General features: G+C 39.9%; 19 protein-coding genes. 1 reads left to right on the forward strand and 18 read right to left on the reverse strand.

Features of this window, described 5'->3' with window-relative positions; translation table 11 throughout:
- Nucleotides 1–297: 297 nt before the first annotated feature.
- From NYF15_RS06145 to NYF15_RS06230, 18 genes are all read right to left on the reverse strand, one after another.
- A complete protein-coding gene (locus tag NYF15_RS06145; protein WP_045979601.1) occupies nucleotides 298–1,158 on the reverse strand; it encodes a copper resistance protein B in 861 nt (286 codons plus the stop codon).
- Nucleotides 1,155–2,978, reverse strand: a complete 1,824-nt coding sequence (locus NYF15_RS06150; protein ID WP_045979602.1) for a copper resistance system multicopper oxidase — start codon at nucleotides 2,976–2,978, stop codon at nucleotides 1,155–1,157. The genes NYF15_RS06145 and NYF15_RS06150 overlap by 4 nt, the downstream gene beginning before the upstream one ends.
- Before the next feature lie 27 nt (nucleotides 2,979–3,005).
- The gene (locus NYF15_RS06155) at nucleotides 3,006–3,476 is read right to left on the reverse strand and encodes a DUF4440 domain-containing protein (protein ID WP_008467847.1); all 471 of its coding nucleotides are present in this window, start codon (nucleotides 3,474–3,476) and stop codon (nucleotides 3,006–3,008) included.
- Between the two features lie 15 nt (nucleotides 3,477–3,491).
- Entirely contained in the window at nucleotides 3,492–4,379 is an 888-nt protein-coding gene (locus tag NYF15_RS06160; protein WP_045979603.1) for a copper resistance D family protein, read from the reverse strand.
- A gap of 18 nt (nucleotides 4,380–4,397) precedes the next feature.
- Nucleotides 4,398–4,745: a copper resistance CopC family protein gene (locus NYF15_RS06165; RefSeq protein WP_016708251.1), complete on the reverse strand. Its 348-nt coding sequence runs from the start codon at nucleotides 4,743–4,745 to the stop codon at nucleotides 4,398–4,400.
- Between the two features lie 24 nt (nucleotides 4,746–4,769).
- Nucleotides 4,770–6,602: a 2Fe-2S iron-sulfur cluster-binding protein gene (locus NYF15_RS06170; RefSeq protein WP_045979604.1), complete on the reverse strand. Its 1,833-nt coding sequence runs from the start codon at nucleotides 6,600–6,602 to the stop codon at nucleotides 4,770–4,772.
- Complete coding sequence (locus tag NYF15_RS06175) at nucleotides 6,602–7,309, reverse strand: hypothetical protein (protein ID WP_045979605.1); 708 nt, start codon at nucleotides 7,307–7,309, stop codon at nucleotides 6,602–6,604. The genes NYF15_RS06170 and NYF15_RS06175 overlap by 1 nt, the downstream gene beginning before the upstream one ends.
- The gene (locus tag NYF15_RS06180; protein ID WP_055022009.1) at nucleotides 7,302–10,466 is read right to left on the reverse strand and encodes an efflux RND transporter permease subunit; all 3,165 of its coding nucleotides are present in this window, start codon (nucleotides 10,464–10,466) and stop codon (nucleotides 7,302–7,304) included. The genes NYF15_RS06175 and NYF15_RS06180 overlap by 8 nt, the downstream gene beginning before the upstream one ends.
- 14 nt (nucleotides 10,467–10,480) lie before the next feature.
- Entirely contained in the window at nucleotides 10,481–12,238 is a 1,758-nt protein-coding gene (locus tag NYF15_RS06185) for an efflux RND transporter periplasmic adaptor subunit (RefSeq protein ID WP_055022008.1), read from the reverse strand.
- Nucleotides 12,238–13,665, reverse strand: a complete 1,428-nt coding sequence (locus tag NYF15_RS06190) for a TolC family protein (RefSeq protein ID WP_235366510.1) — start codon at nucleotides 13,663–13,665, stop codon at nucleotides 12,238–12,240. The genes NYF15_RS06185 and NYF15_RS06190 overlap by 1 nt, the downstream gene beginning before the upstream one ends.
- The gene (locus NYF15_RS06195) at nucleotides 13,665–14,162 is read right to left on the reverse strand and encodes a DUF411 domain-containing protein (protein WP_004589252.1); all 498 of its coding nucleotides are present in this window, start codon (nucleotides 14,160–14,162) and stop codon (nucleotides 13,665–13,667) included. The genes NYF15_RS06190 and NYF15_RS06195 overlap by 1 nt, the downstream gene beginning before the upstream one ends.
- A 107-nt stretch (nucleotides 14,163–14,269) precedes the next feature.
- Nucleotides 14,270–14,623: a hypothetical protein gene (locus tag NYF15_RS06200; protein WP_235366509.1), complete on the reverse strand. Its 354-nt coding sequence runs from the start codon at nucleotides 14,621–14,623 to the stop codon at nucleotides 14,270–14,272.
- A 178-nt stretch (nucleotides 14,624–14,801) separates the two neighbouring features.
- On the reverse strand, nucleotides 14,802–15,149 hold the full coding sequence (locus NYF15_RS06205) for a hypothetical protein (protein WP_235366508.1): 348 nt from the start codon (nucleotides 15,147–15,149) through the stop codon (nucleotides 14,802–14,804).
- Nucleotides 15,150–15,162: 13 nt separating this feature from the next.
- Nucleotides 15,163–15,480, reverse strand: a complete 318-nt coding sequence (locus NYF15_RS06210) for a hypothetical protein (protein WP_045979610.1) — start codon at nucleotides 15,478–15,480, stop codon at nucleotides 15,163–15,165.
- On the reverse strand, nucleotides 15,477–16,514 hold the full coding sequence (locus tag NYF15_RS06215; protein ID WP_045979611.1) for a hypothetical protein: 1,038 nt from the start codon (nucleotides 16,512–16,514) through the stop codon (nucleotides 15,477–15,479). The genes NYF15_RS06210 and NYF15_RS06215 overlap by 4 nt, the downstream gene beginning before the upstream one ends.
- 208 nt (nucleotides 16,515–16,722) lie before the next feature.
- Complete coding sequence (locus NYF15_RS06220; RefSeq protein WP_062566156.1) at nucleotides 16,723–17,085, reverse strand: hypothetical protein; 363 nt, start codon at nucleotides 17,083–17,085, stop codon at nucleotides 16,723–16,725.
- Nucleotides 17,086–17,279: 194 nt separating this feature from the next.
- A complete protein-coding gene (locus tag NYF15_RS06225) occupies nucleotides 17,280–18,662 on the reverse strand; it encodes a PhoH family protein (protein WP_062566157.1) in 1,383 nt (460 codons plus the stop codon).
- A complete protein-coding gene (locus NYF15_RS06230) occupies nucleotides 18,662–20,026 on the reverse strand; it encodes a PIN domain-containing protein (RefSeq protein ID WP_341803862.1) in 1,365 nt (454 codons plus the stop codon). The genes NYF15_RS06225 and NYF15_RS06230 overlap by 1 nt, the downstream gene beginning before the upstream one ends.
- A gap of 299 nt (nucleotides 20,027–20,325) precedes the next feature.
- On the opposite strand from NYF15_RS06230, the gene rapA reads away from it, so the two are divergent.
- Complete coding sequence (gene rapA, locus NYF15_RS06235; protein ID WP_237120153.1) at nucleotides 20,326–23,220, forward strand: RNA polymerase-associated protein RapA; 2,895 nt, start codon at nucleotides 20,326–20,328, stop codon at nucleotides 23,218–23,220.
- The last annotated feature ends 34 nt before the right edge of the window (nucleotides 23,221–23,254 follow it).

Raw genomic sequence — 23,254 nt, forward strand, 5'->3', positions numbered from 1 at the left:
TGATAAAATAGTCTATTGTACGTCTTTCAATGGCGATGTTTTTTGGCTTGACTCTTTAACCTTTACCATTCGCCAACTTTACTTCTTAGCTGATATTCCACCTTGATAGGTATACACCAGACTGGCACAGACTGAAAACAAGAAGTAGCTTACTATTACTGCTCTTAGTTCTTTCCAAAAAAACTATTAGCTAGGCCTTTCCTAACATAACTAAAATGGTTTAAATCCCAAAAAACAAAAGCTACCATCAATATAGTTGCGGTAGCTCTCATCAAGTCAATATAGTATTTCTTCACATCAGAGCCAGAACTTGATACCTGCAACAAAAGCAGTATCACGAGTACTTTGCCCATTTAACTTCGCAAATTCGGCTGTATTACCAAATTTATTTGTCCACTCAACGCCAACATAGGGAGCAAACTGGCGGGTAAACTCATAACGAACCCGAAAACCAATAGCACTGCTAGATAAGCCACTACCAAGGTTATTTTGGACGTCATCCTTACCGTAAAGCGTCAACTCTGCTCGTGGTTGAACAATTAACTTTTGAGTAAGTAATAGCTCATACTCAGCTTCGATCGAAAATGCACTATTACCTTGCTCTCCTAAATACGCAGTCATATCAATTTCAAACCAGTAAGGGGCTAGACCTTGTAAACCAAAAGCTAGCCATTTGCGGTTTTCACCTTCGTTATTGTAATCAAGTCGAATACCAACTTGTGTATCCCAATAAGCAGATATTGCGTGGCCCCATAGAAAATCTGTTTGGTTCTCCTCTAAATTACCTTCGCTAAAATCTCCCTCAGTTTTGATGACTAATCTATCAAAAGTAGTGCCATACCATGCCTGAAAGTCAAAAACACCTGCGTTTGTTTGCTCATTATATTCAAGACGATCCCCTAGTAGCGCGTAAAATGAATGCTCATCTGCCAAAGTCAGTCGTTTGTCGCTATTGAGTGCATAAGGACCTTCAGTCAATGTTGTACCTGCGGCATAAGCATGAGGGTCTCTAGCATCTTTAGGTGCATCTCCACCTTGTGCTTGCATTTTAGAATCACCCATCTCAGTCATCTCATCTTTTGCAGATACAGATACACTTATAAGGGGCAAACCTATTAATAATAGTTTTAACGTATTGGTTAGTATTAATTTTCTCATGATACAACTACCTCTCTAAACATACCTGCATCCATGTGGAATAATAAATGGCAATGCCATGCCCAGCGACCTACGTCATGAGGTGTTGTTAAAAAACTAATTCTTTGCGCTGGTTGTACAGGGATAGTATGGCGACGAACCTGTACATCACCTTTTTCATTCTCCAAATCGCTCCACATACCATGCAGGTGCATTGGATGTGTCATCATTGTATCGTTTTGTAAAATAACTCTTAAACGTTGATTATGCTTCATGTGAACTGGCGTGCTTTTTCCAAATTCCAAGCCATCAAATGACCAGCTATAACGCTCCATGTTTCCAGTTAAATGTAATTCAATTTCAGCCTCAGGCTCTTGCTGGCTTGTAATTCCCTCAAGAGAATGTAAATCTGCAAGTGTTAAAACACGGCGTCCATTTTTACGTAAACCTATACCGGGATCATCAAGGTTTGTTCTAGGCATATCAACACGCATATCAACAGAAGCTCCATACTCTGTTTTTGCATGACGCACTTTAGTGCTAGCAACAGCTAATGGGTTTTTAGTCATTCCATGTTTACTATGATCCATTGCCATCGCTCCATGACCCATTGCACTATGATCCATTTTATTAGAATTCATGCCCGACATACCTGCCGTATCAGCCATTGTAGAATGCACACTATCATGGGTCATATTGCCCATCATATCTGTCATCGTTAACCACTCAACGGGGTCTAAAGAAGGTACTGGTGCATCAACGTTAGGTGCCATTGATAAAGTACCTTTAGCATAACCTGAGCGATCCATGCTTTGTGCAAAAATCGTATATGCGTCATTTTTTGGCTCGACAAGTACATCATAAGTTTCACCGGGACCAAATCTAAATTCATCTACTGTCACAGGTTCAACATTTTGTCCATCAGCTTGTACAACTGTTAACTTCAGCTCAGGTATTCTTACATCAAAAAACGTATTGCTAGAACCGTTAATAAATCTAAGCCTAACCTTTTCGCCAGCTTTAAACATTCCACGCCAATTTGTCAAAGGCGCACAACCATTCATTAAAAAAGTCATTGCAGATGCTGATAAGTCTGCAAGATCTGTAGGGTTCATTCTCATTTTATTCCACATTTCCCGGCGTTGTAGCGCATTTGAAACGCTGCTATTTGAAATGTCATCAAAAAACTCTGGAACAGTAGGTTGATTAAAGTTAAATACATCGCTCTGTACTTTTAACTTGCGAAACAAATCCATTGGGTCATCATCAGTCCAATCAGACAATTGGATGACATGCTCATTGTCAGCACTAATAATATCCTTTTCTCTTGGCTCAATAATTAATGCGCCGTACATACCTGTCATTTCTTGAAAACCACTGTGTGAGTGATACCAATATGTGCCGCTTTGTTGCAGCTTAAATTTATAAACAAAGGTTTCACCCGGCATTATACCTTTAAAGCTAATACCCGGTACGCCATCCATTTGATACGGAAGAATGATCCCATGCCAATGAATTGAACTCGGCACTGATAATTTATTCGTTACCCTGATAGTAACGTCATCACCTTCTCTGAGGCGCAAGGTAGGAGCTGGTATTGAGCCATTGATTGTTGTAGCCATTCTTACAACACCTGTGAAGTTTACTGGTGACTCATCTATCACCAGATCTATGACTTCCCCACTTAGTTCGGGCGCAGTACCTGTTGAAGTTCCAGCAAGCAAAGATGAAGCTGCATGAAGAACACTTGGAAAAGCAGCTAATACACCGCCAGCAGCTAATCCTTGTACAAAGCGTCTACGTGGCGTAGAAACTTGATGTAATGGATTGTTATTTCTCATTTTACTCTCCGTTGTTTGAACAATAAATTAATGTGACCAATGAATGTGCTTAATCTTCCATTCACCATTTTGTTTTTCCAGCACCATCGTTTCCATGCCTTGATAATCGCGTTCAACACCTTTATGAGTACCTGTAGTTTGACTGCGCGACGCAGAGATAGCGGTATTTCCAAGTATCGTCACTTGATGTTCAAGTGTGTCGCTCTTCATCGCTGCTAAATACTTCATATCCGACAACATATGATGATGAGCATATTCATCAGCGCTCCTTTCAACGCGGCCTCCCTCGAAAATGGTGACATCATCCGCTAACTGCGCTCTAGCCTGTTTTTGATTGCCAGTTTCAAGTGCTTGATGAAATGCCAAAACAACTTTTGCGGCTGGGGTATCTATACCTTTAAACAAACCTTTGTCTTTGTTCTTATCACCATGAGCGTTTGCTGCGAAACTAAACGTCATTAATAAAACGAGTAATATATTTATTGTTTTCATTTTCATTCTCTCTTTTAGGTTTTAATTTGCAGGGCCAACAACACTAGTAAGCCCAGCCGTTACAGATAAAATGGCAAAAGCTACTACCATTTCTATCGAGATAGATTTAGATAAAGCCTCTCTGCCTTGACTATTTTTAAGTTGTGGAACGAGTATTAGTTTATGTTTAGCAGCAAGTGCCAAAATAGACACTACAAGGGCCAATTTAAACAACAGTGTTTGTCCGTAACTTGAGCTTATTAGTGCATCAAGACTTCCGACCAATTGAATCACGAGCCAGAGGCCTGCTACCAACAATAGGCTCAATGTAAAACTTGCTTGTTTGCCAAAGCTTTCCATCAGCAAATGAAGTTCTGCATAACTTAGCTGATGGCAAGCCTGTTTTAGTGGCAATAACGCCCCAAACCACCATGCCATAACGAGCACATGCAAAATAAGCAAGCCTTTTTCAATTGTGCCTAACTCAGAAATATGACCCAGTAACGTGAATGAGTATGCAAGGATTAATAAACTCAACATTAAAGCGCTTTGTTTTAAGTACGAGTTCACAGCGAGTTTGAACCTTAAAGCTAAAGCGATTATTGCGGTAACTAGCCCAAGCGCTCGAAGCAAAGCTCCAGTGCCGACAGAGGAGTCCCACATAATAGCCAATATATCAGCGTCTATCGCCCCCTGAATTCCCTCTTCTGCCATTGCACCAGTACTGGCAAAGAACCAAGTAATATTAGCGATCAAAGCCATAACTATATAAGTTCTTGTCCACGTTAAATTCGCTATTACAGCATTACTATGAGATTCATTATGCTCAAAAATTTGTCTGAAAAATGTATAGCCGGCAATACAGGCAAAGCCGACGTAAAATACAATTTTTGACAGTACAATGACTGTATTCCAGATATACATTTCCATATCAATCACACAGCCTTACTAATGAACCATAAAGCCGAAGCTATCTTTCATTTTATGTCCATCTTTACCTAAATAGGTCACATCAACGATATAGTTTGTTGGAGCTAATTTAGGTAGTTCCCATGAAAACTCTCTGGAAGCTTCTTTTGATGGTTTAAAGTCAAATTTAATATTTTCACCTTTTTTATTTTTCAACGTAACTTTAACTACACGTACCTCTTTGCTAAATCCCAATGTCAATTTTTCTGGAGTATTCATTAGCATTGCATTATCAGCAGGCACGCTTTTTTCAAGATGCACATGTGCAAATACTGCACTACTAAAAACAACACTGATTATGGTTAAAAGTTTAATTAATGTTTTCATATATACCTCTATTTATTTAATGGATTAACGACTAAATTTATCTTTGAAAATTTGATTACTTGGAATCCCAGCATCTGTAATTATTTTTTCCACTTCACTCATCATTGCTTCTGGACCGCACAAGTAAAACTCAGCCAAATGCAGTTCTGCTTTTTGGTTCATATACGGCAGAAGTACTTTTTGAACATAGCCTGAGTGCCCTTGCCATTCTTCTGAAGGATTAGAAAGAGTAGGAATATAAGAGAAGTTTTTATGCTTCTCACTCAGTGACTTCAATTCATTATGGTATAGCAAGTCATCTTCAGTTCGCGCACCATAGATAAGAGTCAAACCACTTTTATCTTTATGCTTTTTCAACTGTTCAAAAATAATAGACCTCAGTGGTGCAAGTCCTGAACCCGCACCTATAAACACGCGACTAACTTTTTTATTTGAAGTGGCATAAAAATCAGAAAAAGGGCCTCTTGCAGTTATCGTTTCACCTACTTGGAGTGAACCTAAATAACTTGAACCTATTCCTGCTTTAAAACCATTCTTTGCGGTCTGCCAACGGATATTAAACATTAACTCATCAGACTCCTCGTCAAAGTTAACTAATGAGTAGTGGCGAGTTACACCGTTATGAGAAAATTTTCCATGATAGTAGCTATCCCAGTATTTTTCATAGCACTCTGGCATATCATCTGGACGTAAGCTATTCATCCCTGCTGGCACATCAAATTGCATATATGCACCAGCTTTAAATGCCAACTGTTTGCCTGATTTCAGCTTAAATTTCACTTCCTTGATAAAAGGAGTAATGAAATTAGTCGCAACCACAACTAGCTCATGATTTTCAATATTGCGATCAGTATTAACTTCAATCGAACTAATTTCAGAGAACCTATGCTGACATCCAAGCCGATAACCTTCCTTAAGTTGCTCCTGAGATAAATGTTCCTGTTCAGATAGTGTGATAGGTAATTTAGTTGAACTTAAGAACACGCATTTGCCACAAGTACCGCCACCACCGCAACCTGAAGGAAGGTATACATGTGAACTAGCTAGCCCTTCTAATACAGTTGAGCGACCAACTGCTGAGATGTCAGTAATAGTATTTTCATTGGAAAACGTCACTGCCACTTTTTGCCTGTTAGTGCCCCAACCTAGCTTCAGTAAACCACTTCTATACTGTTGTATCAGCCAAGTAACACCAGTAATTGAAAGGAATAGCGTTGCAAAAGCAAATGCAATGATCAACCAATGGTTAAATCCTCCAGAATTGCCATAGTCCATAAAGTGAAGCTTCATCATCAGATCTTTCAATCTGAAATCATCATTGGCATGGCGAAGTACTTGACCTGTAATACTATCTAAATAAATAGTTGTATTGTTCTCATCCTCAACGGCAACTTGCCACATAGGATTTTGCTGCCTTACGTGATCAGAAAACGGAGGTTGAGATAACACTGGAGTAGTTAACTTACCCTGTCCTGAGTAGGAGTTTTTTGCCAAAGTTAGTACTTGTTCTTCAGACAAATTAAATGGCTTTCCTGTTACAGCATCAAATAGCTTTGAGTGGCGCTCTTGATAGCTATGCTGCCCCTTATCGAACACAAAATGATAGTAAGGCTGATGTAAAACCCATATAAGGTTTACTTCCTGCGGAGCATTACTAGTAATGTCTTTAATAGGGAATAGGTCAAAGCCTGTAATGCTACCTTCATGATGAGAATGAACTCTAAGTTCATTACCACTGGCTTTACTGTGATCCATCAAATTGAAGTAAAGGCCCGTTCCCAACCAAATAAGCAGTTGTAAACCAACAAATAAAGAAAGCCACTTGTGTATCGTTGTATTTAACTTAAATAGTCGCATCAAATGACTCTCTTTTTATTTGGGGAAAGCACTCGGTAATAAGTCAATACTGCGCCAGTAATTGCTCCCATTAGACCTAGAGTTGCGACCAAGAACAAAAACCAGTTTGATACGTTTTCTCCATCATAGTAATCCATAATGTGGAACCGCCACATCCAATCAAACAATCGCCAGTAATCATGACGCTTGGCAACAAGTGATCCTGTTTGTTGACTTATATAAAATGTCGGTGTGGAGAATTGCTCAAACGTCACTCTCCAAACAGGTAAATGCCTTGGGGACAACTCAGCAGGCAAGTTTGTCGCTGACTTAATCAACCTTATGCTGTCGATTTGATGATTCAGCGCATAATGGTATTGTGCGATTTCTTTAGCCTTGGTTTCATCTACAAGGGCCTGAACAGCTCCAGTTTTAGCATCTATTGCTACTTTTCCATTTTCTCCATTAATAAAAGAATACAAAGGACGGCCCATACTTTGAGTAAGTGTAACTTGGCTAGCTTTAGGATAATCCGCAGCTAGCTTTACAATGGAGTAATCCATACTTGCTAAATCTATTTTGGCTTCCTCACTCTTAGCCAAGGTTTCGCCGTGTATATAGTGAATATCCATAGTCACCATATACACGCCTGTAATAGACCAGAAGAGGAATTGTATTCCGACAAATGCCATTAGCCATTTGTGATATTTTCTAGCCGTGCTAAGCATTATTCTCAGGCTCCACGTTAGAAAGCTCTTTGTTAAAGGCATTTACTTCAGGCTTTTTAATGATTGAGTAAATTGCAGGGAGTACAATAAGCGTGAGCAGCACAGCACTTGTCATTCCGCCTACCATAGGAGCAGCAATGCGGCTCATGACCTCAGAACCTGTACCAGTACCATATAAAATAGGCATTAAACCTATAATGATTGTAGCTACCGTCATCATTACTGGACGAACTCGTAAGCCAGCACCGTGCAATAATGCATCTTGATATGCATCATCTGAGATGAGTTCTGCTCGCTCCACCGCTTTTTCCTTAAGCTCAGCAAGTGCTTGATTAAGATAAACCAGCATTATCACGCCAATCTCAACCGCAACACCAGCTAGAGCGATAAAGCCCACACCAACAGCTACTGAGAAATTAAACCCTTCTAGATACATCAACCATAACCCACCGATCATTGCCATCGGCAAGGTAACGATAATGATAGCCACTTCACTAAACGCTCTGAAATTCAGGTAAAGCAGAATAACAATAATGGCGAGTGTTAAAGGCAATACATAGGTGAGCTTTTCTTTCGCTCTTTCCATATATTCGTATTGTCCAGCCCAAGTAATTGAATAGCCTGCTGGTAATGTCAGGTTATTTGCTAAGTGTTCTTTAGCATTTTCAACATAAGTACCTACATCAACGCTATCAATATCAATGAAAGTCCAACCATTGATTCTGGCATTCTCACTTTTAATACCCGGTGGGCCATTCTCTACTCGAATATCAGCAACATCACCTAGTGCAATGCGTTGACCACTTGGTGTTACAACAGGTAATCGTGCTAGCTGCTCAGGAGAATCTCGATAATCTTGCGGATAGCGCAGATTAACAGGGTAACGCTCTTGACCTTCTATCGTTTGTGTCACATTCATACCGCCAATCGCAGTAGAAACTACTTGTTGGACATCTTCGATATTTAACCCAAAGCGACTTGATTTATCTCGTGAAATATCAACCTTGATATATCGTCCACCTGCAACTCGTTCAGAGTAAACTGACGCTGTGCCTGTCACTTCTGGCAAGAGTTGTTCTATTTGTTGGCCGATATCCTGAATTACATCAAGTTCTGGTCCGGCGACTTTAATACCGACAGGCGTTTTTATACCTGTAGCTAACATGTCAATGCGGGTCTTGATTGGCATGACCCAAGCATTGGTTAAGCCCGGAAATTTAACCAACTTATCAAACTCAGCTTTTAACGACTCAGTTGTCACGCCTTCTCGCCACTCCTCCCGTGGCTTCAATTGAATAAAGGTTTCAATCATGGTTAGAGGCGCAGGGTCAGTTGCGGTTTCAGCTCGTCCTACTTTACCGAATACATTTTCAACTTCTGGCACAGTGCGAATAAGCTTGTCCGTTTGCTGCAATAACTCTCTTGCTTTACCGATTGAAATGCCGGGATATGTAGTAGGCATATACATAAGGTCGCCTTCATCCAATGGCGGAATGAATTCACTACCAATTTTATCGACAGGCCAAAAACCAACGATAGTCACTAATACTGCTGCGACTATTGTCAATTTTGGAAACTTCATGACTTGCTTTAAAACAGGCATGTAGATAGCAATCAATAATCGATTTAATGGGTTTTTCTTTTCAGAGACGACTTTGCCTCGAATAAAGTAGCCCATCAAAACAGGCACCAATGTTATTGCCAAGCCTGCTGATGCAGCCATTGCATAGGTTTTTGTATAGGCGAGCGGTGAAAACATTCTTCCTTCTTGCGCTTCTAAGATAAACACAGGTAAGAATGAGACAGTTATGATCAGCAAGCTAAAAAATAATGCAGGGCCTACCTCACTCGCAGCCTTAGCTACAATTTGCCAACGGTTTTCATCTGTTAGTGGTGTTTTCTCCATATGTTTATGCATATTTTCAATCATCACTATTGCACCATCAGTCATCGCACCAATAGCAATAGCGATACCGCCTAAAGACATAATATTGGCATTGATGCCTTGCATATACATGATGATGAATGACACCAATATACCTAATGGTAGAGTAACAACTGCCACAATTGATGAGCGAAGATGAAATAGGAAAGCAACACAGACAATAGCCACGACCGCAAGCTCCTCTAGCAACTTGCTCCAAAGGTTATCAACAGCACGATCTATTAACTTCGATCTGTCATAGACAGGGACAACCTCCACCCCCTCTGGTAAAGAAGATTTGAGCGACTCAAGCTTTTCTTTTACCCCATTTATGGTTTGTTGAGCGTTTTCACCAAAGCGCATAACGACAACACCACCAACAACTTCGCCTTCGCCATTAAGTTCTGCGATACCACGGCGCATTTGAGGACCAAGGTTAACGTTGGCAACATCACCAATACGCAACGGCGTGCCTTGTTCGTTAATACCAAGTGGAATTTTCTCTATATCACTAACTGATTGAATATACCCCGTTGCGGTAACCATATATTCAGCTTCAGCCATTTCCACAACGGATGCGCCAGTTTCTTTGTTCCCTTTTTGTAAGGCTATTTGTATTAAACTTAGAGGAATATCGTAAGCTCTCAATTTGTCAGGATCTACTTGCACTTGATACTGCTTAACCATACCACCAACGGCGGCAACTTCGGACACGCCCGGAACAGTTTGTAGTTCATACTTTAAGAACCAGTCTTGAATGCTTCTTAATTGGCTTAGATCATGGTTTCCAGACTTATCTGTTAAAGCGTAAATGTATACCCAACCCACACCTGTTGCATCAGGTCCTAATTGAGGTTTTGCCGAATCAGGCAGGCTTGATGCTACTTGGCTTAAGTATTCAAGTACTCGGCTTCTAGCCCAATACAAATCAGTATCATCATCAAAAATAATGTAGACGTAGGAATCACCAAAGAATGAGTAACCACGAACAGTTTGCGCCCCCGGCACTGATAGCATCGCTGTAGTAAGTGGAAATGTCACTTGATCCTGCACAACTTGTGGTGCCTGTCCCGGATAACTCGTCTTAATTATCACCTGCACATCAGAAAGATCTGGGAGTGCATCTACTGGCGTTTTTTGTAATGAATACAAACCACCAAACGCGATAATTAAGGTAATCAACAAAACAAAGAAACGATTGCCGATAGACCATCTAATAATTGATTCAATCATTATTTTTCTCCCACTTAATGATTAGAATGATCAACAGCAGCTTTATTTTCCTTGCCGTGTTGTTCATCTGATTCAAGAGAGATTTCAGTGATAACTAAGTCATCCCTAACCTCAAAAGTGAAAGTGACATTATCACCAACATTGAAATCAACTATTTCTATATTGTCCGCGACGATAAAATCCATCGTCGCAGCAGGTCTATCCCACTTCTCTATTGGGCCTCGGCTAATATTTAGAATCCGTGTATCAATATCAATCGCATTAATTAAACCTGATACTGTTGCTGATGATACTTCTTCACTCATATCAGCAGGCTCACTCATGATATGAATTCCAGTAACTTCATATCCACCCTCTTCGGTTTTGCTCACTTCAAAGTGCAAAGATTGACCAGACTTCAGTGAATCAATATCTACCTTTTCACCTACATCGAAGTCCATTGTCATTTCAGGCCAATCCCAAGCCTCAGCAGGACCATGAGTAATATTAACCATACGATGTCCCGCCATGACGCTGTTGATTTCGCCTTCCATCCAAACAGAGCTAGGCACTTCGTCATGAGTCATTCGTTTAAAATCAGAGTTTTTACTTGATTCAGAATCAATCAAGAATTGAGCAGATGTCACCACAACATCATCTTCATTAAGACCCTCTAAGATTTCGATACTATCGATATCAACCCGGCCAATTGTCACTTCGATAGACTTAAATTGCCCATCCCCCAAGGCAAGTACAACTCTGTCTTGTTTACCTGTGCGAATGACGGCTTCTTTAGGTACGAGTATCGTGCTATCAGCTTGATTAGCGTGAATAGAGACTTGTGCAAACATGTTTGGTTTTAATTGATAGTCTGGGTTGTCAAACTTCAGTCTCACTCTGAGTGTGCGTGTTTTACTATTCAATGTTGGATAAACATAATCAACGACACCAGCCCAGTCCTCTCCGGGTAAATAATCCAGTGTCATTGATACAGGCAGTCCTTCTTTAATTAAGGCTGCGTCACGTTCAAACACTTCTGCTTCAACCCAAACTTGATCTAGTTGACCAATGCTTAATAAGGTGTTTCCCGGCTTGACATAAAAGCCTTCTCTAATCTTCAAACCGTCAACAACACCTGCTTGTGGTGAATAAAAGGTGATGGTTTGCTGAACTTTTCTAGTCTTTTCTAGCTTTTGAATGAAATCTGCTGAAAGCTGTAACGCTTTAAGGCGATCTTTCGCCGCCGAAATTAAGGAACTATTGTCGCGCTTTAAAGCTATTAAAAGTTCTTCTTGCGCGTTAACTAACTGAGGAGAATACAGTGTATAAAGAGGCTGCCCTTTCTCTACAGGGTTACCTGCCGCTTTGACATAGAGTTTTTCAATCCAACCATCAACACGTGGGTGGATATGAATTAGCTTATCTTCATCATATTGAACGTAACCAACCGTTGATATTTCAGTATGCATATTTTTCAGCTCAACAGGTGCAGTGCGAACCCCTAGGTTATTCACTACATGAGGCGCAATTTTTACTGCTCCGGGACCAAAATCATCACCAGATGATTCTTCCTCATACACAGGAATTAAATCCATCCCCATAGGCGACTTACCGGGCTTGTCCCGGCGGTAATTAGAATCCATCGGTGCAACCCAATACAGAGGCTTTTTCTCTGCTGATGTTGTTTCATCTGTATTACTGTTTGACCCTGCACCTTGATATAAGCTCAATACTCCTGCGCCTAGCGCAGCACCAATGATGATGGCAATAATTGTTTTAGTATTCGTTGACATTATTTTTCTCCAAATTGCTGATTGGATAAGTGCTGATTAGTTTTGTGTGAAGTTTGCATCGACTTATGTTCAGCATTTGAGTTAGATTGAGAACGTGCAAAGAAATAGTTGATACGAGCAACTGTTTTAAGTGCGTCAACATCAATTCTTAAGGCTGATATTCTGGCATTTAATTCTGCGATTCTTGCTCGAACAACTTCGGCAAAATCGCCATCATCATTTGTGTAAGCTGTCAATGACGCTTCTGCTTGGTCATGAGTTTGTTTAAGGAGTTGTTCTTGATAGATAGATTGCCTATCAGATAAACGCTTAAGCTGTCTAAGCTCCTTTTCCACCATACTGATCATTTGCTTTGTCAGTAATAGTTTCTCGGTTTTAATAGTCTCTGAATCTGCAATAGAAGCTGCAACTTGCTTATCTTGTCTGTTCTCGGTGAACAAGGGTAAATCAAACGTTACTCCAACAGAAAATAAATCAGCTCGGCTATCACCAGAGGGCATATTGTCCCGATAGGCATAACTAGCATTAACACCCCATTGCGGTTCATATTGCTGTTTAGCTAACTCAACTGCTTTTTCTGAAGCTTTGCGTTTTATATCAATTGCAAGTATGGCTGGGTGATTCGAAAGCTCCTGAGCCAATAGATTTCTTGAGTAATTAGATGCTTTTAGGACTGTTGAATTGTTCAAATGAATTGCAGGCAACTTTTTAGAAACCCTAAACTCTAATGGTTGCGTATCAAAGTTAAATGATTCATTCAAGCCAGCAGCATCGTAGATATGAAGCCACTCATTAAGGCGAGCGATTGTTGTTTCTAGTTTCTGCTTTTGCGAAGTTAATCGGTCATCTAACTGCACGATTTCCAATTGAGCACGAATAACATCTTGTTGTCTGGTTTTACCAACAACATTTGAGTAGCTAGCTTTAGTAACTTCCGCCATCTGCTCAAAGAGCGCCCAATCATCTTCAATCAATTTAATAGTTTGTTGGGCTAAGTAAGCATCTAACCAAAGTTGTGACACTTGGCTTTTCAACTTAGCTTTACGATCCTCTCGTAACAGTGGAAATTTCGTGGACTCAATTTGTAACTGGTCTTTCTTGATCTCTAGACTGTCGCCTCTCGGAAACATTTGAGAGACGCCAACCTTTAGCTGAGTCATTCCTTCCTGATCTAAATCCCAAGTATCTGTTGGTAAATTCATTATCCCTAGCGATACTTTCGGATCAGGCAAAGTACCTGAAGCAATACTTCTATTTTCAACTGCACTTTGTTTCAATCGGCTACCATGAAGCCAAGGATCATTTTGCTGAGCTAAGGTGATAGCTTGTTCAAGCGACACTACTTTCTCAGCTTGAGCTGAGAATACAGATAAGCCGAGTATTAATGCAGTTGAAAGTGAAGTAAGGTTTGAAGAGTTCAATTTCATTAGAATTGCTCCTCGTATGTCTTAACTTTTGCATAGACTTTGCTCGTTCCATCTTTAAATAGAATTAACACGTTGTATGGCATAAAGCGGTCATCGACTTCCATACCGGGAGAGCCAACTGGCATTGCTGGAACTGAAAGCCCAATCGCATTGGGATGTTCTTCTGATAAGAACTGCTGAATAAATTTAGCTGGTATATGACCTTCAAAGGCAAATCCATTTCTACTCACTGCCGTGTGGCATGAACGGTAATTAGGTTTGATACCATACTTAGTTTTGATGTTGCCGATGTTTCGGAAATCTTTGGAATGCGCAACGATCCCTTTGTCTTCAATATGAGTTATCCATTTTTTACAACACCCACAAGTAGGGGTTTTATAAACGATTAACTCCAAAGGTGTTACGTCGTTATTGTGTGCATGGTTATGTTCGTTGGCGTTTGCAAACGCAGGTGAAAGCAGCATTACTACTGCTATTTTTAAATACTTATTGATCATTTTTGCCCCCAGACATCGCTGGAAAATATCTATAGCGCTACGACGCTATATTGACTAACAGAAAAATTAATTACATGTGCGCGAAATTTAGACGCACTAATCCTGTATTAGGCAAAAATTGGTGGACGATAAAGGGAAGTGGAAATTGAATGAGGTTGTTTAGATTGCAGAGCAGCTACAGATTCACGCAATATTTGAATATCTGTCGAGTCAACACTGGAATTTAGGACTGTCGTAGATGAGCAAGCATTTGCAGGACAAATACATTCAACGTCACAACAATCTTCTGATTGACCATTACTGCTTTTATTCATATCACCATGATCCATGTTCATGTTCATGTGTGATTCGTGAGAACCTGATGACATTTCGCAAGGCATAGCAGAATACGCAAATGCTTGCCCTACAAAGGCAACCAGCATAAGCGTTATTACTAAGACTTTTGAAAATGCTTTAGACATAAAATTCTCATAAAAATATACATGGTCTATGCTAATACAAATTTTCGAATAAGTAAATTGATGTCATGTAAACATTTATGAATATTTGACTAACGTCAATTTTTTCAAAGAGGTAAGTGACAAATAATATGAATTAGTGTACAAATAATAATCTCATCAGACTTCTTATCTTCGCTATTCAATGGCTTTTATTTTGAGACTTAAGTTGCTCTCTCATTTCTAAAACTCGATCTGCCGAATAAGCTCCTGCTCTCATAACAACCAGCTCAACAAACGAAATATCAATTAACTTATGGTCAGCATCAATCACATAACAACTCCCACTATGTGTGTATATTTCTAACTTATCCTCATCAGCAGATTTGCTAACAATCTTTGAAGTCACGATTTGCTGAAATGGCCGAAATCTGAATGTTTCATCGTCAATAACAACCCCTGACAAAAACTCCCCAAGAAATGATTTTTCAAAGTCTTTATAGTCATAGACCGAGAGTATGTAAGCATCCTTTAAATATGTTTTGTCCATTTGTTACTCCCTACTAATAGCCAGCAGGGAGCATTTCTCGCAACTCTAATAGCTCATTTGGAGAGTACATACACTCATGCATTAAATTGAACTCAAATACATCTACATCAAACTTTTGGGGTTCTGCATCTAAGATATAAAAGTCAGCACCAAAAGTTCTATATTCAAGACCGTTTACTTCCATGACTTTCGTGGAAAACAAAGCCTCACCTTTTTTACCGTTCTTACTATCCTCAGCAAAAGTAGCGTAAAGCACCTGTTCAACCTTATCTTCTAAGTCAGATTTAATTGAGATAAGTGTTGCGTTAGTTAGTTTTACTCTTGGTCTCATGCTTGTGCTTCCTTCTTATCTTCTAGGCAAAACGGGCGGAAAAAACTAAGGTACTTAACTCCATTAACTTTTAGTAAATTGTTGTCAGCATCAAAATGTGACAGAACGCTAGACTGATACAACGAAATATATTTTTCATAATCGATGGTGTTAAAAAAATTGGTATCGACACGTCGTGCATGGAAAACAAGAGCTTGCTGATCGATACGAACAATGAACTTTTGATCACCATCTAGATTTTTAACCTGTAGACATAAATCAGGTTTGTGCCAATCAGATACAAAGGAAGGAATCAGTGGGAAGCCATATACCAAATAGCGCATACCTTCGATTTTGAAGGTTGTTGGATTGAACTGAGCCTTATTTACTTTGCCGCTACGGAATAATTCAAGTGTCAACACCAGCCAGTGCTCATGCTTAGAAAATGTATTTCCTTCAGAAATACAGCCTTCGAACTCACTATCATGGTTTACATGATTGATGTACATGTATTTTTTAATGTCATTCAAGGAAAGCTTTTCAACCGGAAACTTTGAAGCTATGAGCCTGAAATAACAACCATGAACTTTTAAATCTGCATATTGAACTATCAACGGATCATCAAAAGCATCGAAATATGGTCGCCACTCCAGCCTAAAGTCAGCACCAGTGTTTACAATAAACTTGGCATCTTCTGGCAACCCTAATACTTGGTATATCACTGAAACTAACTCTAATGTTTCGATATCTACCAGCATCAGGCTTTCAATACGGTTTGCCATTGACTCAATTTCTTTATGAAGCGATTCAATAATTTCTTGATCATCGTATTCATTGATCATTAAGTATTTCAGGGAATCGTGCTTTAGAATTGAATCCAGTTTTTTCTGTTCAAATGCTTCAGTGAGGCTATTATGGGTATCAGAAAAATGAGGGCAGTTATAAACACCTCTAGCCCACAGGCCTTGGGCGTAAAGATCAGGAAACTCTAATAACTCAGCAAACTCTTTTGCTTGTTTATTGAGTTTATTCTTTAATTGATAAAGTGAGATCATTTAGTTCTCCAAACAACTTTCTAATAAACAATGGCCTACCAACACATTGCTTTATTTATTGTTCAAATAACCAAATTTTTACGGATGCTCCGCTTCACTGTTCACGTTTTTCAAGGCGAAAAACATGTGTAGGCGTAGGCTGTCCGTTCAGCCTTCTTATTATAATATCGCCAAAAAACAAAATGACAACTTACGTATTTGTACAACTTTAGGTAGATATTTTGAGTTTGAACTCTGAAAAGCTAAGCCCAAACAAGGATACGACCATCTCTTCATTTATATTGGAGCCGGGAAATTTTTTTTCAAAATTTCCAATAATGCTATCTAGGTGGCTAGCTAATATTTTTACTAAAAATATTTCCGAGTTTGGTGAGAGTGCAGACAGTGCTATCATTGGGTTGTCAAAGGATTCAGCTTTTATTTTTACTAGTAAATCGCTGTAACTGTCACAGCCATATAGACAAATAGCTGCCCCTTCTTGGGCTTGTCCAAGGGGAATAGTTAATAATTTAGATAATCGTTTTGCCTGCCTTTTTATATTTACTAGCAGGTCTTCTTTTTTAAAAGACATCAATACACCAAAAAACGGCAACGCTAGGCCACGCACCTATGTCACTCAGTTTTTATGTGAATATTTAATCTTTTAGTTCAGAGTAAATCCATTTCGTCCTGTTTTCGTGGGAACGGGCTTCTCTGAAAAGCCACTGCAAAAAGCAGTGGCCATTGTCGCAATATTATAAGGAAATGTGAATGGTAGTTTGATGCCTACATATTCTTTTCAGTGAATTCAGCCAAGCTACTACGCTCTACTTCATCAAAAATCAGCACTGATCCTTTTTCATAATGACGAAACACATTAACAGCCGCACTTGCACCAGAAGAAGCAGGTGTTACAAACTTATCGTCAATCTGGGCTAGGTTGCCCAATACGATTGTCCGACAATTTTTCCCACCACGGCTTAACATGCCCTTGATTTGCGCTCTAGTCATGTTTTGAGCTTCATCAATGATTAAAACAGCATCGTCTATTGAACGGCCACGAAAATAAGCCATGCTAGTAAATTCTATATTGGCTTTTTCAATCACATGCTCGACTGTAGCGTAGACATTTCCTTCATGATTATCATCCGAGTGCATCGAAATTAATGCGTCAGTAATACCTGCCAGAAGAGGCATTGATTTTTCAGTTAAATCCCCCGGTAAGAATCCCGGATCGTCGTCCATAAAGTCTCTGGAGCGCACCACAACGATTTTTTTGTACTTTTTCAACTCCAATACTTGATGCAGCGCCGAAGCAACTGCCAAAAAAGTTTTTCCGGAGCCAGCAGGACCAAGGATGATATTTAAATCATAGTAAGGGTCTGTTAATTGGCTTAAAGCTACCGACTGACGCTGATTTTTAGGCAAAATGCCCCATACTTTTTCTTGTTTACGAGGCAATAGCTTTGTGAATACCTCAGTATCTGTTACTTCTGAAATTCGCCCAATGTGTCCAGCTTCATCGTACCAATACATGTTTGGCTGAACTTCATCATTAAATAGACTTATTGGGAAAGTATAAACTTCTCCTGAAACCTTGAAGTCTTTGTCTGATTTAATTCGATCAAAAAGATCTCCTTTAAAGGCTTGTACCCCTGTGTATAAAAGATCAATATCTGATATTTGATTATCTACGGCAACGTCTTCTGCCATGACCCCTACGGTTCGAGCTTTCAAGCGCATATTAATGTCACGGCTAACAATTATTACGTCTTTATTGAGTTCTTTTTGAAGATATAAAGCATAATTAATTATTCTGTTATCAGCATCACTTCCTATCCCGTGCTTTAACTCCTTAGCCAGATCCAATTGAGTGTCAATTCCAATGAAAAGCTTTCCTCTCTGGGCTGTTTCGGTAGATGGTAAAGGAATACCTATTTCCATTTCCTCGGCTGTATGTCCATTTATAATGTCTTCAAGCATTCTAATGCACATACGGGCATCGGCACTTACCGATTTATTAGTTCTTTCTTTCAGGTTATCAAGCTCTTCAAGGACAGTTAGACAGATGTAAATATCATCTTTGTAGCTAAAAATAGATTTTGGATCATGTACTAATGCAGATGTGTCTAGTACACGAGGATTTCGATTATCAATAGAGCTTTTCATTACGCAGCCTCCCAAAAGATTGAATCGTTGCTAGGCTTTGTGTTGTACTTTTCTTGTAAATTACAAATTTTGAGTAAAGGTTTATTGTTGAGAGACTGCTCAGAGTAGCTAAGGTAATCAATTTTTTTGGAAATTCTTTTTACTTTTTCTACAGGCCAATAAAAACAAGGGGGTAAAAACTTTAAAATATCCCCAATTCGGGGTTGTAAAATCACCACGGCATTTTGAATACTACGACCACGCATAAAGTTCACCGATTTAAATTGCACATTGGCCTTTTCCATAATGTAATTACGACTCGAAATCGGATTTTCATCACCTTTATGTAACACTTCTAGCGTGTCTGTGATAGCAGCCAGCCAAGGTGCCATCTTCTCTTCTTCAGTTCCAGGTAAGAAGCCGATAGATTCCGCAATTTCAGGTGTGTTACGGGTGACTATAACTTTATCATAAATGCCTTTTTCAATAATCATTTCAAGGGCGCTGGCAAGCGCAAGTAGTGTTTTACCACAGCCTGCAGGGCCAGTTAAAATAACCAACTCAATACTTGGGTCAAGTAAGGCATCGAGCGCCATACCTTGATAAACATTTTTTGGTTTTACTCCCCATGCCGTGTGGCTCATCAAGCGCTCAACACTGATATCTTTTAACGTGATTTGTTTATCATCATAACTTTTTACTCGCGCAGCAAAGTGATCGCTACTATCAAGAATGTATTCATTACAAAATACGTCACTGATGGTATTTTTTGCTACATGGTGATAAGTGTCCCGCCCTTGTTGCTCAGTTTCGCACTCTCCTACCTGTTGCCAAAAATCGCCTTCTATCTTTTTATAGCCACTGGTCAGTAAGGCAATGTCATCAATTAGCTGATCTGTTCTGTAATCTTCAACAAATTTAAGCCCTGCCCCTTTGGCTTTGAGTCGCATATTGATGTCTTTCGTAACAAGCACCACCTTGCTGTCACTGTGCTGTTTTTGTAGATGCACCGCACAATTGATAATACGGTGATCATTTTCGTTACCTGGTAAACCAGAAATACTGTCCGCAAATAAGTGGTCGTTAACAATAATAAGTCGACCTCGGGACTGAACTTTCGCTTTTTTATTACTGGGTAACGCCACCCCCTGTAACATTTGCTCTGGGGACGCATCTTTTAACACTTCATCTAAACCACGAATAGCAACACGAGCATCACGGCTGACATCATGTTTTCTATCTTTAATGTGGTCGAGCTCTTCTAATACTGTCATGGGGATAACAACATCATGTTCTTGGAAAGATAAATAAGCGAGGGGTTCGTGGAGTAATACATTGGTATCGAGCACATACATTTTACTATCAAGGTTCGAAGCTTTTTCCATAGCACTTTCCTTACGTTTTATGATTTTTATGCTATACCCAAGTAACTAAACAAACGGGAATTGAACCTGTTATTTATTTGTTAGGTATATACTCAGTTTAGTCTATTTGTAGCAAAAGTCCTTTTTATGACAGCTAAAATTACAATTATTTAAGTGATTAAAATACATACAAATTCTATCCCAAAAAATGACTTTAAATGATTGACTAAATTTAATTGTATAAGGCGAGTTTACTGCCTTGAAGTACCAAGACGATACAGGTAACATAGCCGCCTTTTTTCTTCATAGATGAGACATATATGAATTTTTCCTTAGGTCAACGTTGGATCAGTGATACAGAGTCAGATTTAGGATTAGGCACCGTTGTTGCCCTTGAAGGCCGTCAGGTCAGCATTTTATTTCCTGCCAGTGGAGAAAACCGTGTTTACTCTTTAACTGAAGCGCCTGTTACTCGTGTCGCATTCAATCCAGGTGATACTATTCGCAGCGTTGAAGAATGGGAACTTGAAGTTGAGTCTGTTGAAGAACAAGGTGATTTATTGTGCTACCACGGTATTCGCACTGATAACGGTGAGAAAGCACAATTAAAAGAAACCTTTTTAGATCACTTTATCAAATTTAATAAACCACAAGACCGTTTATTTGCCGGTCAAGTAGACCGCTTTGATCGTTACACCCTTCGCTACCAAACTTGGCAACACCAGTTTGAGCGCCAACAATCGCCACTTAAGGGCTTAATTGGTCAACGTGCCAATCTTATTCCTCACCAGCTGTATATTGCTCAAGAGGTGGGTAAGCGCTTCGCACCCCGTGTATTACTTTCAGATGAAGTTGGCCTTGGTAAAACCATTGAAGCGGGCATGATTTTACATCAGCAAATCATTACAGGTCGCGCAAGCAGAGTGTTAATTGTCGTGCCTGAAAACTTACAGCATCAATGGCTTGTTGAAATGCTACGTCGTTTTAACCTACGCTTTTCTATTTTTGATGAAGAACGCTGTGACGAAGCATTTGCAGACTCGCCAAACGTATTTGAAACCGAACAGTTAGTACTTACTAGCCTTGAGTTTTTAAGCAAGAAAAAGCGCTGGTTTGAGCAAGCTACACTGGCTGACTGGGACTTACTGGTCGTTGATGAAGCTCATCACCTAAGTATTAATAATGGTAAACCAAGCACTGAATACCAACGTATGGCAGAGTTGAGCCAAGACATTCCGGGGCTTATTTTACTAACAGCGACACCCGATCAACTTGGTCACCGCAGTCACTTTGCACGTTTGCAATTACTCGATCCTGATCGTTTCTACGACTACGATGCGTTTGTTGAAGAAGAAAGTAACTACAAAGATGTTGCCGAAGCAGCCAACCAACTCCTTGCTGAAAAGGGCTTGGTTGATGCATCACGTAACGCGTTAAAAGCACTCTTAAAAGAAACAGACATCAGCGAATTACTTGCAAGTGCAGAGCAAGGTGATGAAGCTGCCCGTAACGAAATTTTATCAATGCTATTAGACCGTCACGGCACGGGACGTATTTTATTTAGAAATAGCCGTAGTGGCATCGATGGCTACCCTAGCCGTAAACTTCATGCTTACCCTATGGCAATGCCAAAGCAATATAAAACAGCCATCTCAGTTTTGGGCAATATGGGAGGTATTCAAAACGCAGAACTAACCGCTTTGCGTGCACTGTTTCCTGAAAAGATTTTCCAAGAGTTTGAAGGCGAAAATGCCAGCTGGGGGGCATTTGACCCTCGTGTTGATTGGCTAATCGAGACATTAAAAACACTTAAGCACGAAAAAGTCTTACTTATCTGTGCTAAAGCTGAAACTGCTATTAGCCTTGAACAAATTTTGCGTGAGCGTGAAGCAATCAAAGCGTCTGTTTTCCATGAAGGAATGTCAATCGTTGAGCGTGACCGTGCGGCAGCATTTTTTGCCGATGAGTACGACAGCGCGCAAATTCTGCTGTGTTCTGAAATTGGTTCAGAGGGACGTAACTTCCAGTTTTCGCACCACTTAGTATTATTTGATTTACCTCTTAACCCTGATTTGTTAGAGCAACGTATCGGTCGTCTTGACCGTATTGGTCAAACCCAAGACGTAAACATTCATGTGCCGTATTTCGAGAATACCGCACAAGAAGTCTTATTACGTTGGTACAACGAAGGCCTTGATGCGTTTGAAACAACCTCAACAACAGGCCAAATGCTGTATAAAGAGTTTGGTGAAGAATTACTTGAGTTTGTTGGCTCTCATAATTGTGACGAAGAAGAGCTTGAGCCACTTCTAGAGCAAGTTGCTAAGCAAAATGCTCAGTTGCGAAAACAAATGGAAAGTGGTCGTGACCGCTTATTAGAGCTGCATTCAAGTGGTCAAGGGCGTGCTGAGAGCCTAGTTGCTGACATTGAAGAACTGGACGATCAATTCACGTTGCCAAGCTACATGATTAATGTGTTCGACACCTTCGGCGTCAGCCAAGAAGACAAAGGTGAAAACACCATTATCTTAAAACCAACAGAGCACATGCTAAACCCATCTTTCCCATGTTTGAAAGATGATGGCATTACAGTGACGTTTGATCGCAGCACGTCGCTTTCGCAAGAAGACGCGCATTTCATCAGTTGGGATCACCCTATGGTGCAAGGCAGCTTAGATATGATTTGTGATGATGACTTTGGTACTGCGTCTGTGGCGTTACTGAAAAACAAAAAGCTACCAGCCGGTACCTTCTTTGTTGAGCTTATTTTCATTGCTGAAGCTATGGCACCTAAAGCACTACAAGTGGGGCGTTTTTTACCACCTACACCTATTCGTATTTTGCTAGACAAAGGCAGTAATAACCTAGCTGACAATGTTGCCTTTGACGCGTTTAACCAGCAACTATCAGCCGTGGGCCGTCAAACAGCAAGTAAGTTAGCCAGTGCTTTACAAAGTGCTATTCACCCAATGATCACCAGCGCACAAGGCATGGCACAAACAAAACTTGAGGCACTACGTGCTGAGTCGTTAGAGAAAATGCAAACAGCACTTGCTGAGGAACAATCGCGCTTAGCCGCTCTTAAGCAAATCAATCCGAATATTCGTGATGAAGAGCTTAACTTTTTTGATAAACAGCGCAGTGAACTGACGACTTATATCGAAAAAGCCCAAGTTAAATTGGATGCAATTCGTTTGATTGTGGTTTCGCACTAAGCTTTAGGCTGACAATCATAGACGCGGTGTGCTT

The sequence above is a fragment of the Pseudoalteromonas sp. 68 DY56-GL68 genome (genome assembly GCF_041414825.1).
GTDB lineage: Bacteria > Pseudomonadota > Gammaproteobacteria > Enterobacterales > Alteromonadaceae > Pseudoalteromonas.